General features: G+C 34.1%; 19 protein-coding genes. 5 read left to right on the top strand and 14 right to left on the bottom strand.

Annotation, left to right across the window (positions count from 1 at the left end; genetic code table 11):
- Positions 1–7 precede the first annotated feature (7 nt).
- From OIU83_RS17680 to OIU83_RS17635, 10 genes are all read right to left on the bottom strand, one after another.
- Positions 8–271 carry a hypothetical protein gene (locus tag OIU83_RS17680; protein ID WP_264207582.1) on the bottom strand — a complete coding sequence of 88 codons (264 nt, stop codon included), beginning with the start codon at positions 269–271 and terminating at the stop codon, positions 8–10.
- A 156-nt stretch (positions 272–427) separates the two neighbouring features.
- The gene (locus OIU83_RS17675; RefSeq protein WP_264207581.1) at positions 428–832 is read right to left on the bottom strand and encodes a hypothetical protein; all 405 of its coding nucleotides are present in this window, start codon (positions 830–832) and stop codon (positions 428–430) included.
- A gap of 53 nt (positions 833–885) precedes the next feature.
- Positions 886–1,077: a hypothetical protein gene (locus OIU83_RS17670; RefSeq protein ID WP_264207580.1), complete on the bottom strand. Its 192-nt coding sequence runs from the start codon at positions 1,075–1,077 to the stop codon at positions 886–888.
- A gap of 25 nt (positions 1,078–1,102) precedes the next feature.
- Positions 1,103–1,774, bottom strand: a complete 672-nt coding sequence (locus OIU83_RS17665) for a hypothetical protein (protein WP_264207579.1) — start codon at positions 1,772–1,774, stop codon at positions 1,103–1,105.
- A 273-nt stretch (positions 1,775–2,047) separates the two neighbouring features.
- Entirely contained in the window at positions 2,048–2,320 is a 273-nt protein-coding gene (locus tag OIU83_RS17660; protein WP_264207578.1) for a hypothetical protein, read from the bottom strand.
- On the bottom strand, positions 2,307–2,456 hold the full coding sequence (locus tag OIU83_RS17655; protein WP_264207577.1) for a hypothetical protein: 150 nt from the start codon (positions 2,454–2,456) through the stop codon (positions 2,307–2,309). Before OIU83_RS17655 ends, OIU83_RS17660 begins: the two co-directional genes overlap by 14 nt.
- A gap of 1 nt (position 2,457) precedes the next feature.
- The gene (locus OIU83_RS17650; protein ID WP_264207576.1) at positions 2,458–2,865 is read right to left on the bottom strand and encodes a hypothetical protein; all 408 of its coding nucleotides are present in this window, start codon (positions 2,863–2,865) and stop codon (positions 2,458–2,460) included.
- A 27-nt stretch (positions 2,866–2,892) separates the two neighbouring features.
- A complete protein-coding gene (locus tag OIU83_RS17645) occupies positions 2,893–3,558 on the bottom strand; it encodes an ATP-binding protein (protein WP_264207575.1) in 666 nt (221 codons plus the stop codon).
- Positions 3,558–4,430, bottom strand: a complete 873-nt coding sequence (locus OIU83_RS17640; RefSeq protein WP_264207574.1) for an ATP-binding protein — start codon at positions 4,428–4,430, stop codon at positions 3,558–3,560. Before OIU83_RS17640 ends, OIU83_RS17645 begins: the two co-directional genes overlap by 1 nt.
- Positions 4,431–4,441: 11 nt before the next feature.
- A complete protein-coding gene (locus tag OIU83_RS17635; RefSeq protein WP_264207573.1) occupies positions 4,442–6,502 on the bottom strand; it encodes a hypothetical protein in 2,061 nt (686 codons plus the stop codon).
- A 97-nt stretch (positions 6,503–6,599) separates the two neighbouring features.
- Between OIU83_RS17635 and OIU83_RS17630 the strand changes: the two genes are divergently transcribed.
- Positions 6,600–6,845: a hypothetical protein gene (locus OIU83_RS17630; protein WP_264207572.1), complete on the top strand. Its 246-nt coding sequence runs from the start codon at positions 6,600–6,602 to the stop codon at positions 6,843–6,845.
- 92 nt (positions 6,846–6,937) lie between these two features.
- On the opposite strand, the gene OIU83_RS17625 is transcribed toward OIU83_RS17630, so the two are convergent.
- Complete coding sequence (locus tag OIU83_RS17625; RefSeq protein ID WP_264207571.1) at positions 6,938–7,114, bottom strand: hypothetical protein; 177 nt, start codon at positions 7,112–7,114, stop codon at positions 6,938–6,940.
- Positions 7,115–7,240: 126 nt separating this feature from the next.
- Positions 7,241–7,441: a hypothetical protein gene (locus tag OIU83_RS17620; protein ID WP_264207570.1), complete on the bottom strand. Its 201-nt coding sequence runs from the start codon at positions 7,439–7,441 to the stop codon at positions 7,241–7,243.
- 121 nt (positions 7,442–7,562) lie between these two features.
- On the opposite strand from OIU83_RS17620, the gene OIU83_RS17615 reads away from it, so the two are divergent.
- The 4 genes from OIU83_RS17615 to OIU83_RS17600 all read left to right on the top strand — a co-directional run bounded on the left by OIU83_RS17615 (position 7,563) and on the right by OIU83_RS17600 (position 10,938).
- A complete protein-coding gene (locus OIU83_RS17615) occupies positions 7,563–8,255 on the top strand; it encodes a LexA family transcriptional regulator (RefSeq protein WP_264207569.1) in 693 nt (230 codons plus the stop codon).
- Positions 8,256–8,803: 548 nt separating this feature from the next.
- On the top strand, positions 8,804–9,733 hold the full coding sequence (locus OIU83_RS17610; protein ID WP_264207631.1) for an aldo/keto reductase: 930 nt from the start codon (positions 8,804–8,806) through the stop codon (positions 9,731–9,733).
- A 28-nt stretch (positions 9,734–9,761) separates the two neighbouring features.
- A complete protein-coding gene (locus OIU83_RS17605) occupies positions 9,762–10,358 on the top strand; it encodes a flavodoxin (protein WP_264207568.1) in 597 nt (198 codons plus the stop codon).
- A 1-nt stretch (position 10,359) separates the two neighbouring features.
- Positions 10,360–10,938 (top strand): NAD(P)H-binding protein, encoded by a 579-nt coding sequence (locus tag OIU83_RS17600; protein ID WP_264207567.1) that lies wholly within the window; start codon positions 10,360–10,362, stop codon positions 10,936–10,938.
- 110 nt (positions 10,939–11,048) lie between these two features.
- Here the strand turns inward: OIU83_RS17600 and OIU83_RS17595 are convergent, their stop codons facing one another.
- Together OIU83_RS17595 and OIU83_RS17590 are read right to left on the bottom strand one after the other, a co-directional pair.
- Positions 11,049–12,977 carry an OmpA family protein gene (locus tag OIU83_RS17595; RefSeq protein WP_264207566.1) on the bottom strand — a complete coding sequence of 643 codons (1,929 nt, stop codon included), beginning with the start codon at positions 12,975–12,977 and terminating at the stop codon, positions 11,049–11,051.
- Between the two features lie 11 nt (positions 12,978–12,988).
- Complete coding sequence (locus tag OIU83_RS17590) at positions 12,989–13,912, bottom strand: PorP/SprF family type IX secretion system membrane protein (protein ID WP_264207565.1); 924 nt, start codon at positions 13,910–13,912, stop codon at positions 12,989–12,991.
- Between the last annotated feature and the right edge of the window lie 14 nt (positions 13,913–13,926).

The following is a 13,926-nucleotide window of genomic DNA, read 5'->3' as shown; positions in this document are numbered from 1 at the left end:
TTATAAATTAAATACGAATTGGAATATTTGAAGATGAAATGATTTTTTTTATATCTTCAAACATTAAGTCTGATGTTATTTCATCAAATGTTAAGTCTCGTGCTTCTTCATCGAGAAATTCTATATCATAGCTAAACTCTATATGATCTAATTGTTTTGTATAACCATAAACACTAACTCTTATACAATCATTTTCTTTGTCATTTACAAGTTTTAAAAGTGTAGCTTGTAATAATTCTGTGAATTGAAATAATTTTATTCTGCTTTTCATTTTTATATTATTTTAGATTTGTTCCCGAGGTGGGATTCGAACCCACTTATGACATAGCCTTGACATTACGGGTGGCGGGCGAGTCACTTTTTCAAAATTCTATTGTCCCTTTCAGCTAAATTTTATCCTCCATAGGCACTCAGGAAACCGAATTAATTAACCTTTTTGTTCATCGAACCTTGGTAAATGTTCTTTTACTTTTAGATACAATTCATCAACTGGAATGAGGTTTTTACCTGAGCCATCTTGTCTATGACAAGCATCATTTAATACCATAGCTGAAAATATTCCTAATTGCGTGGCTCTTAACACAGCAAGTGTTTTTACTAAATTACTATCGCAGATATCGTTATGAAGAACATATATATCTGTTCCATAAATCCCTAAAGCATCTAAGTATAGAATTACTCCTAGACCGCCCATTAAGTTATCGGGGTCAATAGCTTCGGTATCTTTTTTTAACATATTTACAAGAACACCCATTGCTCCGAAATTACCTTCTGACATTTTTGCTACAACACTCATTGTTGTATCATTTAATTGTATTCTTTGATTTGACATATTTTTACTTGTTACTATTTAAAAATTAGATTTTATTTTACTCAGAATTATTATTATTTCTTTATCACTGTAATTAGTACTGCGATTAAAAAAGCGACTGAAACAAATGCAATTGGAATTAGCACTGGCGACAGAACCCACCACCATGACCAATCTATATACTTTGTTAGTTTTAATATGATGAATACTATTGTTAGTATTCCTCCAAATCCGATTCCATTTTGTTGTGTTGAATTGCTGCTCATGTATTTGTGTTTTAATTATTAATTGTTATACTGAAAAATTGAATGTTAGTTTTTTACGTTGGCCGTTCTCGGCTGTAACATAGTTCCAACCTCGAACATACTGAGTTGTTCTTGTGAATATTTGAGCTTTTTCGATAATCTCTATGCCATCATCAAACCCCTCATCATTGTACTCCTCACGCAATGCTTTTAGTTGTAGTACTACGTTTGGTTTTAACATTCCCGTTTTCCCGTTTGGTTTAAGTAAGAGGTTAAGACTAGCAGAAAGTTTTTTTGCGTTTACATTATTTCCGGAAAGAGTAGCTAAGTATTCCTTTATTTTTGTGATACCCGCAGGTTCTGTTCCATCGAAACTGATAGTCACATTGTAACCAATAGTTATACTTTGTGAACCATCGGGAAGTGTTGTTGTAAAACTATCCTGGTCTTTTATTCCATAGAGCTCTTTACGAATGTCCAATGTTGGGCTAAAATCCTTAAAAACATTTAAGATTACGTTTTCATTTACGGAATGCAACTCAGTAAGAGCTGCAATATTTCTTTCTATGAATTCCGCACCTAATTCCTTAAAAGCTATATAATTGCCTTTCTTTTTTTCTCGTTCTGCTTTGATGCTTTCTTTGGCTTCAAGCGCTAATTCTTTTCTTTGTTCTGGCGTTAAATCTGCCAGCGTTACTGTTGGTTTATCTTTATTCATTATTACTAGTTTTTTACTATTATTGGTTCTTTTACTTCTATGTTATTGGTTTCAAACATTTCACATTAGATGTTGTATTGAAATTTACTTTGCAGTTCGATGATATATTTGTTTGAGATTTGACAAGCATAATGCACTATTATGGTTCTTTGTGCCGATTTCAATTCGCATATATTTTTAACTTTTTGATGCAATTTGTACCGTCTGTTATCAAAGGAGGAACGTTTAAAAGGCTTTAAAGCCTGTTGTTTAATCGTTTCTATTGCTGAAATTTCAAATAACTTTCGCATATTCAATTTCCTTAAATGGATGCCAATTGCTCTTTTTGACTTCAATTAAAACCGCTTCAATTTTGCTTTCAAGTACCTTTGTTTGCGTATAAGTGGTATCTCCTGACATTATCTTTGCACGTTCACGATTGATAAGTAAACGTTCTATCCATGTTAAAAACTGTTCTTCTTTAAGTTCACATTTAAAAACTTCACTATCATATTGCAGAACTAATCCCAGTTCTATAAGGCGTTTTGGTATTTTATTTTCTCTCATTGTTTAAGTTTGCTAGTTGTTCTTTTGCTTTGCGTAAATCTGTTTCGATTTGTGGACGAGCTTCGTGTTCTGATGCATTGTCGAATAGCCACTGTTCGAGCTGTGCTATTTTGTTTTTTAATTGTTGATTTGTCATTTTAGTTTAGTCTTAATGTTATTGAGTCAAGTTTTACACCCCTTACAGCTACATAGGCTATACTTATGCTTAAAGACATTTCTTTTGGTTTTGCCCGGATAACGTTTTCAATTAGCGACATTGGTTTTCGGCTTTCTTCCATAACTTGGATACATTTTTCATAAAGCCTTTTTCGATCTTTTGCAGTGATTGTTTCGCTATCTTGATAATTCCTTATCCTAAATAAAAATTCCTTTTCGCATTTAGCCAATTCTATATTGTAGTACCTGTTAATTGAACTGTTTGCAAGTATTTTTTGGGCTTCTAAAATATTAGTAGTTAGTTTTTCACACCACTTCCAATAGTAACCAAATCGTTCTTTTTCGAATTCCTCAGGACTAAGTCCTAATAGTTGATTGATAGTGTCCATAGGTCATTAATTTTTGATTTTACTGTCTTATTCGTTTGTTTCTCCGTTTAGTTTTTTATATCCACTTTCCCAAATAATGAATCTTCCTCCGTTAGGACCTATCGTTCTACCTTTGCATAAGGCTAAATATCCGTTTACGAATATTTTCATTTTGGCATCGAACATAATAGCATCTTCAAGGGCATGTTTTGGATTTTTACCGCTAGCATGTCCTGTGATAATGATTATTTTATCTTTAAACATTCGCTTGAACTGCTTGTATTGTTCAAAACTTTCAAAGAAATAAGTAGCACTATCAATCACTACAACTTTTGGACTATTCTTTCGTTTGAGATAGTGTACCATGTCGTTATAGTCGTAGCTTCTAGCTAAAAAATTGCCTTCAACTTCTTGCATCTCGTTGAGATTGACTCTATCTATAAAATCGGTATCATCCGTTTCCTCTTCTAGGATGTTTAAAAAAACTTTAAAACTGAGTAATGCCAGTACTTTGCAAAGCTTCATCACGAAAGTACTCTTACCACTTCCCGAACCGCCCCACACGAACCAAACTCCTTTGTTTTGCGGTTCTTTGAAAGCATCATACCATTTCTCTGTAAACTTGATGCGTTGTGTTTTTTGATTTTGAATATTAGCTACGGTAAGAGCTTTTAGTAATGGTTTAGGTTTCTCTTTTTTTGGTTTGCTTTCCATTATGCAGCTAAATGTTGTTTCTCAATTTCGACTCTTACTTTTCGCAATGAACCGAGTGTTTTTCCATACATTACCGTTGGTGATACGTTCGATTTATTAGCTTTCGATACCAATGCTATTTGTTGCATGTTGAAGTCTCTGAGAGCATCTTTGCCATTTGGAGTTACTTTCTTATAGCCGTTACCGTAGCGATCAAACAACTCGGTATACCCTACTTTTTTTAAATCCTTCTGGCGGTTTATCTTTTGCTCCAGTCCATCGGCTCCCATCATGTACCAACCGCATAAATACTCAGTGGCATTCCATAGTGCTTTTAATTCAAGAAAAGCGCTGTAATCTAAATCTCCCGCTTCGTCCAATATGATAAGTGGGGTTGGGATTGTTTGCACGTAATAAACTAAGTCTTCGTAAACATCACTATAGCGTCCTGTGTAATCGACTCCAAACTCTCTAGCTATTTTTCGGATTAGCTTTTGTTTACTCTTTACTTGGGAGCAATCTATATACACCGCATTTTGGTTATTCTCCGCGTAGTGCTTTGCTGTGTGTGATTTTCCTATGCCCGCTATATCGCAAAAAATAGCAGATATAGAACGGTTTTGGCAACTCTCTAACTGGATTGTTATGTAGTTGAAGGTTTCCGTTTTAACTGTTTCCCACACTCTGTTTGCCTGTAGCTGAACATTGAGTATTCGAGCTAGTGAAATCCACTTTGTTTCTGAAATCACACGCTCCAGTTCGCCACTTTTGATGCGTGAATATTGTGCTGTGTTGATGTCTAGTACCCTAGCGTGTTTAGTGTCGCTTGTGTAGTTGCCACGATGAATGTTCAACTGATTTAGGATTTTTTGTTTTACTTCTGCTGATAACATAATGATTGATTTTATAAGTCGTTAATTGCTCTACTACGTTCTGTTTGTATGTCCATATATTCCAATTCGAAAACCTCTTCGTGTTCTATATCGGTCACTATTTCTGGAGTAACATCTATAAATGAATAATTCGTTTTGATTATCGACAGTTTTTCTAATACATTGCCTGTGTCTTCTTTTACCATTTTATCAAATTGACTGATGTATTTCGTCGCTTCTTCATAACCTTTTTTGTCCGCGTCTGTCCACTCTGCGTTGGCTCTATTGAAGGTTGGAACAGGTTTACATTCGCCTACATATTGATTGTTTTGATAGAGGTACACTTCGTTTATTTCGTTACTATCGTTTGGTATATAATACGCTTCGACATCGTAATTATTCGGAGCAAGCCTGTTTAGAATTTGTGGACTTTCTAGTTGATACTTTTGATACTGAACCGTTACATACTGACTACGTCTGATAGAGGTATCGGTGCGGTTACCTATGTATTTTGCCAATTGTCCTTTGTCTAATTTTGGTAGGTCTGGATTTATATTTTGCAAGAAAACATCCATTCGTGTCATGCCGTTGTATTTCTCTTTATTAGGATGCAATTCATTATTATATTGCAGTTGCTCCTGTAATTCGTTAGCGACAATTTGCTCAAAACTTGCTTTTGCATCTTTATAATTATCGTTTTGCTCATCAAATATCTTTTGTAATGTTACCCGATTACTGTCTCTACGAGAATAATGACGACCTACATTTTGGTTATTGTCTTTTTCCACTCCGTATTTCTTAGTACCTATCAGTCGTTCCGCATACTTTTCTTGTGAGTTAGTAGGGTTACACCATCTCACGAATGGAAACATATTTCCCGCTTGCATTAGACCGTCTTTGAAATCGCTTACCAAGTGTTGTTCTACCTCCATTTGCATTGGTATTCCTAAACCTTTTGAAGTGGTAAAACGGAACATCGAGCGAATACAATCGATGTACAACTGATGGTTTTTCGACTTGGAATGTGCAATTCCTATCATTGCCCCGCTCAAATCATCAAAAGCGTAATAGGCCATTACTTTAGAACCGTCATGCATCTTAGTATGCATAATATCACGGTCATCGAGAGTAATCTTACTCATAGTGTAATTAGGAGCTGTCCTGTTTACGTGAGGTCTATTTTTGTGACTGAAATCATAGGCTCCGTTACGTGCCTTCTTAATAACAAGGCTGTTACGTGGAGCGTTTAAGTAATTCCAAATCGTTGCCACCGAAAGTTCTATTGGGGCATCATTTTTAAAGAATTCTTTACGCTCATATAATTCCCCCGTTTTTATATTTACCACATCAATACCCCCTCCTAGGAATTGTAAATACAAATCGTGTACAGCACCTACATCCGGTTTGTTTGGTAGGCAATACAAACTCACTAATAAACTTTCAATTTTCTTGGTTACTACTTGTGCATTTTTCATGTCGTATTTTCCTGATATTAAACATTCGTAACCCTCTTTACTGTATTGCACTACTTTTCGTCTCAAACTATCCTTATTGGTTGGCAAATTATGTTCTACTTCCCGAAAGGCATTTACATCATTTGAGAGCGATTGCCATATATCTATTTCGGTTGCACCTCTTGCCTTTATATCTTGCTTTCGAGTGGGTTTCATAATTAAAACAGTATTCAGAACAGAGGCGTTATAGGTGTATAACTCTACCTTTTTCAAATCGAGTTTCTTCTCATCTTCGCCATACCGATGGTCTATAAAAAAGTCGTAGGCTAAACGGTCAGGTTGGTAATGTTGAGAAAAATAGCTTTTCTCAACCTCGACAGCAGGTTTTCCAAATTTGAAAATAACAGCATCCTTTGTCTCACGATCTAGTGAGGAGAACAATACTAGGGCATCACTGCCAAAGCAAGAGCGTCTAAGTTCTGTTACGGTACTATTGTTACTTTTCATTCTTTTATACAATGTGATATATTTTATAAGACTTAAACTATCGGGGTGTTTCCTATCTAAATCGGAAATCAAAAACTTAATTTTCACTCCTAGCTTTTTATCGTAATATTCATAAGGAATTTCTTTGTCCATAATGATTGATTTTGTTCCCGCCCAGTACTCGAAACTGGGAGTGTGCCACTCGGGGGGAATTACTATATTTACATTCTCACAAATAAATAATAGTAATATGATTGATAATGAACTTTGGGATAAACTTGATATGTTCGTAGGAACGAACCTTTTAAGCACTGCAATTCCGCATTTTATAAACGAATTTCAAGAACGTTTGACCCCAGAACAACTTGCACCATTAGGGGATCTTAATGAAATGCTTACGAACACTTTTTCTGTAAAAACGGATAGGTCGGCTAAAGAAGTTATAAATGGCTATATACATCTTGCTAAACTTGGGGTTATAATAAAGAAACGCTAAACAACCAAATTCTTTTTTTATGTAATCCTTATCAATTACGAAGTATTTCGAGGTTTTTATTAGTAAGTACATTTGGGATAATTTCATCTTTATTACTTTGTAGGATTATTTGACTCTTGTGTTTGCTCAGATAACATTATCTGAGCATTGCTTACAGCTTTCAATAAAGCGGATGTAACCTTTTCTTCGATGTCATTTACTCCACTTTCTTTATCGACAATGATTACCATTGTTCCGATAAGGTTTGTTATGTTTACTACTGGTCTCATGTTTTATAAATTTATAGCGTTAGAAAATTCAGTTTTTACAACGTATCCATAAAATAACGTTTGGGTTTCAACAACTTCATGGGTGAAGTCTCTATTGATGTGATGTATGATTTTAGTTTTCATAGTCTATTCCGGTTTATTTATTTCAAACTTTTCTATTTGTACTTTTTCGGCTTCTTGCTGCAATAACAATTTAGCTCTAGTACGTATCGCTTGTGCTTTTTGAGAGTTATTGAAATAACTTAAACTCGTAAGTACATTTTGATTTGATGTATTAAATTCTCGTGCGATTTGATTTTTTAATTCGGGATGGAGTAGTATTTTCATATCTTTGGTTTAGAAACTATTTGTATTAACTATTTTAAACGATTGTGTTATGCAAATATATAAACAAATTGTGTAAAACCGTAAGCAAAATACACAATTTGTTTAAAATAAAATAAATTATATGGATAAGTCACTGATTTTAAACAAGATAAAGGAGTATTATTCTTTCAAGAGTAATACTGAATTTGCTAGTTTTTTAGGAATTACACCGCAAGTTTTATCAAATTGGAAATCAAGAAATACATTTGACGTTGAATTAATTTACACAAAGTGTTTAGTTTTTAATTCTGAATGGCTTTTAACTGGAGAAGAACCTATGTTGAAAAACCCAAAGAAGTCTGATCGTACAGAAAATGTAATCTCAGAGTTAAAATACGAGAAGAAAGATTTATTAGAGAATTGTACAGTAAACGAACAAAAAGAAGGAATTCCGTTAATTCCGATTGAAGCAATGGCAGGTTACGGAGGTGGAGAAATGCAAATTATGGAGTTTGAAAGTGAAAGGTTTGTAGTTCCTACCTTTAAGGGAGCTGATTTTTTAATTCAAGTGAAGGGATCATCAATGTATCCAAAATACAATAGTGGTGATATTGTCGCTTGCAAGAAATTACAATTAAATGATTTATTCTTCCAATGGAATAAAGTTTACGTTTTAGACACTGAGCAAGGAGCACTAATAAAAAGAATAGATATCGCCTCAGATGACGATCATATTATGATAGTGAGTGATAACGAAAAATATAGACCGTTTCAGCTTCATAAATCCAAGATAAACGCTATTTCTATCGTGATGGGAGTAATACGATTGGAGTAATATATTGATTACCAGCATTTTACTATTTTCAGACGTATTTATACAGCAATTAGGGGGTGTAGTTGAAGTCTATTTTTAGTGTTTTACTATATGTTTTTGGTATCTATGGGTGTTTCAAGGTATGGTTTTTAGTACCGCGATTTTATACCCAACTATAAACCCAACCATATACCCATTATAAAAAAAGGTGCTTTTTGTAGTTTTGGATTGTTAAGCAACTGACATAAAAAAAAGCCCTATATCTAGGGCTTAAATTGTATTACATATATAGACAGAAAGCCTTAGTTTTGTTAGGGTTAGACTATAAAGCCATATCAAAGTAGTTATAAGGTTTATGCGGGGTTAGTATTAGCCTTGTTGTTTCTTCAAAAGGCTAATCTAAGGCTAGTCAAAAGTAGTATAAATGTACATTTCAATTTAATCTCAATTTCGACCTTTTTAGCTGTGAACGCCTTATTTTATTGATATTTTCGACCTTTTTTATATTAGGTATTTGTGCATTTCTATTTATTAATTATAGAAACGGATTAGAAGTATCTGCTCTAGGAATGGGCTGTATGGGATTGAGCTACGGTTATGGTCCTGCAACAGATAAACAAGAAGCTATAAAATTGATTAGGGAAGCTTACGAACAAGGAATTACCTTTTTTGACACAGCCGAAGCTTATGGTGCTGCAAATGAAGAATTAGTTGGAGAAGCCTTGAATCCGTTTAGAAAAGAAGTTGTTATTGCAACCAAATTTGGGTTTAAAGATGGAAATGCTAATAACGGACAAGATAGCCGACCTGAACGAATTAGAGCAGTTGCCGAAGAATCTTTAAAACGATTAAAAACTGATGTGATTGATTTATTCTATCAGCACAGAGTAGATCCGAATGTTCCTATGGAAGATGTTGCAGGAACGGTCAAAGAACTTATTAAAGAAGGAAAAGTTAAACATTTTGGACTTTCAGAAGCTGGTGTTGAATCTATTCGAAAAGCACATGCAGTTCTACCCGTAACGGCTTTACAAAGCGAATATTCTATTTGGTGGAGAGAGCCAGAGTTAGAGATTTTACCAACACTTGAAGAATTAGGAATCGGTTTTGTTCCGTTTAGCCCTTTAGGGAAAGGATTTTTAACAGGAGCAATCAATGAAAATACGAAATTTGATAGTACTGATTTTCGAAATATTGTACCTCGATTTAGTGAAGATAACAGAAAAGCCAATCAAAGATTAGTGGAGTTATTAGGTGAGATTGCCTATCAAAAGGCAGCTACACCTGCGCAAATTGCATTGGGTTGGCTGTTGGCACAAAAACCTTGGATAGTACCTATTCCCGGAACGACAAAATCACATCGATTGACAGAAAATATAGGAGGTGCATCGATTAATTTATCTATCAATGATATTAAAAAAATTGATTATGCATTTACGCAGACAACGATTCATGGAGATCGTTACCCTGCTCATTTGCAAAAACGAGTAGGAAACTAAAAATATAAGATGAAAAATAATTAGCATTATGAATAAAACAGCGTATATATGGGCGATAATGATACTTATTTGTTTTTCATCATTTTATTCTCATGCTCAAAAATCTTCGAAAAAAATATTGATAGTGTATTTGTCACGTACTAACAATACAAAAGCAATTGCCGAAATTATTCAGAATAATGTTGGTGGTGATTTGATAGCAATCGAATTACAAAAGCCTTATCCTGAGAATTACAAACAAACAGTTGATCAGGTATCTAAAGAAAATGAAACGGGTTATTTTCCGCCTTTAAAAACAAAACTAGAAAATATTGAAAAGTATGATGTCATATTTATTGGTTTTCCTACTTGGGGAATGCAGCTACCGCCACCAATAAAGAGTTTCTTGAAACAATATAATTTAAGCGGAAAAACAATTATACCTTTTAATACCAATGCAGGTTATGGCGTAGGAAGCAGTTTTGAAACAGTAAAAAAAAATTGTAATAATAGTACCGTTTTGGAAGGTTTTGAAATAAAAGGAGGAAAAGAAAAAGAGGGTATTTTGTTTGTAATGAAAGGAGATAAAAAAGTGAAAGCAACAACCGAAGTGCAACAATGGCTGCAAAAAAATAAAATGAAATAATATGAAAAAAGTAATAATTATAGGAGCTACTGGAAGTCTTGCAAAACATGTGATAGAAGCGATAAAGGGACTTGGGAAAATTGAACTCACTCTATTTTTGAGAAATAAAAATAGATTATCAAAGAGTGAATTAGAAGATTATACTATCATTGAAGGTGATGCAATGAATTATAGTGATATAAAAAACGCTATTGCAGGACAAGATATTGTATATATAAACCTTGCTGGGAATTTGGAAGCAATGGGAAATAATATTGTCAAAGCAATGCAGGAAAATAAGGTGAAACGTATTATTGCCATAAGTTCTATTGGAATTTATGAAACGCCTTTAAAATCGGTACTGGTTCCTTACAGAAAATTAGCCGATTTGGTAGAAAATTCAGGTTTAGATTATACTATCTTGCGCCCTGACTGGTTTACAAACAACAACGAAATTGATTATGAGATTACTCATAAAGGTAATCCAGAAACAGGGTCTGCAATTTCAAGGAAAAGTATCGCATCGTTTATAGCAAGTGTTATCGAAAACCCTGATTTACATAAAAATGAAAACTTAGGAATTAGTAAATCTAACGATTAATAAAGTGATCATTATTTAGGCTCAGAATCAAAAAAATGATTGTGTTATGGCATATAGCCAGGTTTGTATAGAGAATGCATTTGTATAGATAAGCTTAAAATTTCAAGACTTTACATCTTGGTAATAATAAATTCACTACGTCTGTTTATTTGATGTTGAGCTTCGGTGCAAGGAACTCCGTTTGAGCAATTATTAAGAAGTTGTGTTTCTCCATAACCTATTGCACTTTCGATTCTGTCGGCTGCGATTCCCTGAGAAATTATATAATCTCTAGTTGCTTTTGCTCTTCGGTCAGAAAGTTCGAGATTGTATTGGTCATTAGCTCTGGAATCGGTGTGGGATTCTATCTTAATAACCATATTCGGGTACTGAGTCATTAGCAAAACTACTTTGTTTAACTCTATTGCAGCATCATATCGAATATCTGATTTATCAAGATCAAAGAAAATAATACCGATTTTTATTTTTAACAAACCATCTTTGCGCTCTATAAGTCCAGGATCAAGACCAATTGGGACTTGAATTATTCCAGAACTTTCGCTAGTAGTAATTGCTTTTGTATTGGTTGTAAAATTATCTTTTGCAGCCTCAATCGTATAAGATGTACTACAAGCAATGTTTCCATCAAATTCATAGCTTCCGTCAATTTTAGAAACGGTTTCGTCGATTTTTTGGTTCTCTTTATTTTTAAGCGTAACAATGGCACCTGCTATTTTTGCATTAGAAATAGCATCAAAAGCATGCCCTTTGATAGTTTGTGTACAGCTTCTTTCAAAAGAATAAATATCATCATCGCCTTTGCCCGTTTTTCTGTTGGAACAAACAAAACCTTTGTTCGTTTCTTCGTTTACGATATAGCCAAAATCGTCCAGATTACTATTTAATGGAGCGCCAAGATTAACTGGTGTATTAAAGATCTCATTATTTAATCGGCTTTCAAAAACATCAAGTCCGCCTAGACCCAAAAATCCATCAGAGGAAAAATACAACGCTTTATCTGTAATAAAAGGAAACATTTCGCGTCCGCTAGTATTTACTTTTTCGCCTAAATTTTTAGGATTCGAATATTGGTCTTCGCCTAAAATATCTACCACAAAAACATCTGTAGAACCAATTGTTCCGGGCATATCCGAAACAAAGTAGAGTTTCTTTCCGTCTTTGCTTACAGAAGGTTGTCCAACCGAATAATTATCGCTGTTAAAAGGAAGTTCTTTTATATTTTCCCATTTCACAATGCCGTTTCCGCTTTCAACCGCTTTTGCCGAATAGATTTTTAAATTATTGATTCCTTTTGAATCTCTTTTCAGTTTTCCGTTATAATTATTTCTTGTAAAATAAATTATTTTTTCGTCAGGCGAAAAAGCCACACAAGCTTCATGATATTTTGTTGTAATTTCTTTTCCAAAACGTTCTTTAAAAGTTACGTTAGTTTGTGTTGGACTTATTTTTCCGAGCTGAAGGTTTAAGTACGGCTGATCATTCCATCCGTATTTATCTGTTTTAAAATAGGAGGAATCTACGGTTGTAGCATACACTAAATCGCCTTTATAAAACATGGGGGCAAAATCAGAATAAGCTGAGTTAATATCAAGATTCTCAAGAATAAATTGTGGTTTTATAGCTTTAATATTTTCAAGGGTTATCGTTTTTAATGAAAAATTCTCGGCTCTGGAATCTGATGCTTTTTGTTTTTCAGAAAAGCTTTTCATCCATTTTTTAGCCAGTTCATAATTTTGGATTCCTTGTAAGGATTGTGCATAACGGAAATAATATTCTGCCGAAACTTCATTCGAATAATCATCAAGAAGTTTACCATACCATTTACTTGCATTTTCCATTTGCGTGTTAAAATAGTAAGCATCTCCGGCACGCTGCAAAATTTCTTTAGAAACATCTCCTTTTTTTATGGATATTTCATACGATTTTGCCGCTTCTATATAATACATTTTATCAAATAGAGCGTCGGCAGTTTTGTTTTTCGTTTGCGAATAAACTAGCTGCATAACTAATAATACAAGTATAGTAATTGTTCTTTTCATATAGCATAGTATTAAAAGAATCTAGGCGATTTTAACCCTTTTTTGCGTGATACTAATTCAAATCTTAGCATAATTTCATGTGTGCCACTATTATAATTTTGCAATTCGGTTGTGGTATAATCATACGTATAACCTACTAATATTTGCGGTGTGATTTGCAAAGAAAACAATCCACTTACAGAATCTGAGGTACGATAGGATACGCCAAGAGTTAAACAATCATTGAACATAAAGTTGGCCGAAAAATCAGCAATTAACGGTGCACCAGCAACGTATTTAAACAAAGTTGCAGGTTTAAATTTTGTATTGGCGGATAAGTCAAAAACAATCCCTCCAATAAGGTATAAATGCATACGTTGGTTAACAAGATCATCTGCAATATCATCATAATCATATCGTTCACGTGTCATAAAGTTTGGTATCGATAAACCGATGTAATCTCTTTCGCCATGCCAATACAAACCTGCACCAATAACTGGTAAGAATTTGTTGGTAATGTTTTCACGAAACTGAGCATCGGGATCTCTGTAACTCCCTTTTGTCCAATCGATATTTAATACACGTCCGCCCCCTTTTATACCAAACGATAATTTATGAGTTAATCCTGATTGTATGGTGTAAGAGAAATTAGCATCAATGTATTGTTCTTCTGATGGCCCGATTTCTTCACTAACTACAGATAAACCTAGTCCAACACGTTTTCCTAGTGGCGTATCTAAACTAAATGACGCGGTTTTTGGCGCACCTTCAAGACCAACCCACTGGGTTCTGTATATTCCGGTTATGGCCAAATGCCCTAACGAACCGGCATATGCCGAGTTTACAGTTAGTGTATTATACATATACTGTGTATACTGCGGATCTTGCTGTGCCATAGCGCCAAATACAGATAGCATCGTAATGATGGTGAAAATCTTTTTTATATTTTGAATCATAGCCAATTTAATTT

Origin of the sequence: Flavobacterium shii, from assembly GCF_025847235.1 — a bacterium.
In the GTDB taxonomy this organism is placed as follows: Bacteria; Bacteroidota; Bacteroidia; order Flavobacteriales; family Flavobacteriaceae; genus Flavobacterium; species Flavobacterium shii.
Note: the sequence above shows the minus strand (reverse complement) of the source record. Positions and strands in the feature narration are given on the sequence as shown.

What these genes read in the sequence shown, in the direction of transcription:
- OIU83_RS17610 (WP_264207631.1), top strand. Translation starts at nt 8,804, where the DNA reads ATGGGCTGTATGGGATTGAGCTACGGTTATGGTCCTGCAACAGATAAA.
- OIU83_RS17605 (WP_264207568.1), top strand. Translation starts at nt 9,762, where the DNA reads ATGAATAAAACAGCGTATATATGGGCGATAATGATACTTATTTGTTTT.
- OIU83_RS17660 (WP_264207578.1), bottom strand. Translation starts at nt 2,320, where the DNA reads ATGAGAGAAAATAAAATACCAAAACGCCTTATAGAACTGGGATTAGTT.
- OIU83_RS17600 (WP_264207567.1), top strand. Translation starts at nt 10,360, where the DNA reads ATGAAAAAAGTAATAATTATAGGAGCTACTGGAAGTCTTGCAAAACAT.
- OIU83_RS17615 (WP_264207569.1), top strand. Translation starts at nt 7,563, where the DNA reads ATGGATAAGTCACTGATTTTAAACAAGATAAAGGAGTATTATTCTTTC.
- OIU83_RS17655 (WP_264207577.1), bottom strand. Translation starts at nt 2,456, where the DNA reads ATGACAAATCAACAATTAAAAAACAAAATAGCACAGCTCGAACAGTGG.
- OIU83_RS17590 (WP_264207565.1), bottom strand. Translation starts at nt 13,912, where the DNA reads ATGATTCAAAATATAAAAAAGATTTTCACCATCATTACGATGCTATCT.
- OIU83_RS17675 (WP_264207581.1), bottom strand. Translation starts at nt 832, where the DNA reads ATGTCAAATCAAAGAATACAATTAAATGATACAACAATGAGTGTTGTA.
- OIU83_RS17650 (WP_264207576.1), bottom strand. Translation starts at nt 2,865, where the DNA reads ATGGACACTATCAATCAACTATTAGGACTTAGTCCTGAGGAATTCGAA.
- OIU83_RS17640 (WP_264207574.1), bottom strand. Translation starts at nt 4,430, where the DNA reads ATGTTATCAGCAGAAGTAAAACAAAAAATCCTAAATCAGTTGAACATT.
- OIU83_RS17645 (WP_264207575.1), bottom strand. Translation starts at nt 3,558, where the DNA reads ATGGAAAGCAAACCAAAAAAAGAGAAACCTAAACCATTACTAAAAGCT.
- OIU83_RS17625 (WP_264207571.1), bottom strand. Translation starts at nt 7,114, where the DNA reads ATGAGACCAGTAGTAAACATAACAAACCTTATCGGAACAATGGTAATC.
- OIU83_RS17635 (WP_264207573.1), bottom strand. Translation starts at nt 6,502, where the DNA reads ATGGACAAAGAAATTCCTTATGAATATTACGATAAAAAGCTAGGAGTG.
- OIU83_RS17670 (WP_264207580.1), bottom strand. Translation starts at nt 1,077, where the DNA reads ATGAGCAGCAATTCAACACAACAAAATGGAATCGGATTTGGAGGAATA.
- OIU83_RS17630 (WP_264207572.1), top strand. Translation starts at nt 6,600, where the DNA reads ATGATTGATAATGAACTTTGGGATAAACTTGATATGTTCGTAGGAACG.
- OIU83_RS17620 (WP_264207570.1), bottom strand. Translation starts at nt 7,441, where the DNA reads ATGAAAATACTACTCCATCCCGAATTAAAAAATCAAATCGCACGAGAA.
- OIU83_RS17680 (WP_264207582.1), bottom strand. Translation starts at nt 271, where the DNA reads ATGAAAAGCAGAATAAAATTATTTCAATTCACAGAATTATTACAAGCT.
- OIU83_RS17595 (WP_264207566.1), bottom strand. Translation starts at nt 12,977, where the DNA reads ATGAAAAGAACAATTACTATACTTGTATTATTAGTTATGCAGCTAGTT.
- OIU83_RS17665 (WP_264207579.1), bottom strand. Translation starts at nt 1,774, where the DNA reads ATGAATAAAGATAAACCAACAGTAACGCTGGCAGATTTAACGCCAGAA.